Source organism: Proteus sp. fly-1067 (assembly GCF_040139345.1).
GTDB classification, from domain to species: Bacteria; Pseudomonadota; Gammaproteobacteria; order Enterobacterales; family Enterobacteriaceae; genus Proteus; species Proteus vulgaris_B.
Map to the genome: position 1 here is coordinate 1 of NZ_JBEEUL010000108.1, position 693 is coordinate 693.

Sequence of the window (693 nt, forward strand, 5' to 3'; positions counted from 1 at the left end):
AATCTACCATCTTGCGCGCTAAATTGCGCAGTTCGGGTACATTAGTTGGGGCCAGTGAAGAGTTCAGCATGAAGTGATAAAAGTACTCATCAATTAATCTATCTCCGGACTTAGCGTTATGACGGTCTGGATGAGGGATTTGGCGTCGTAATCTCAAGACTTCTTTCTCAAATTGTTCTGCAGAGCGCTTGGCTTGCTTAATATAGAGAGTTGCATCGGCCATGAAGCTTGGGACGATGGTTTAGACAGTAATTCGTACTCAGATCTGGTCGCTTTTTCTTTCCTTCTTTTTCATCATTGTCTTTAGCATTGTCATGATCATTGTTTTCTCTCTCAATATATCCGTGTTTTGTCCATGTGTGCATGAACTGTGAAAACTCTGTTGGGTTCCCACACAAGGCACACAGTCGTGTTTTTTTATCCGCTTTTAAACTGATATCAGGCGCTAGTTTTGATCTATTAGGTTTCTTTCCTTTACAAATCATAAAGAATGATTTGAGCATATCTTGAGTCGATATGAATAGTCTGTCTTGCTCTGTGTGGGAGCTCTTATCAACAAAGTCGCGTAAATAAAAGTGAATTTGGTCGGCCGTATAACGGAAACCTCTCAACTTGATCAGGTTACTATAGTTACACTTTTTTATGAGATAGGGCAAAAGGACATATACTGCTTTGGAAGGCTACTCAAGTATT

The 693-nt window shown here is 40.1% G+C and carries 1 pseudogene; it reads right to left on the reverse strand.

The window, feature by feature from the left end:
* Positions 1–223: pseudogene (locus ABN217_RS19415) on the reverse strand (hypothetical protein); the annotation flags it as partial.
* Between the last annotated feature and the right edge of the window lie 470 nt (positions 224–693).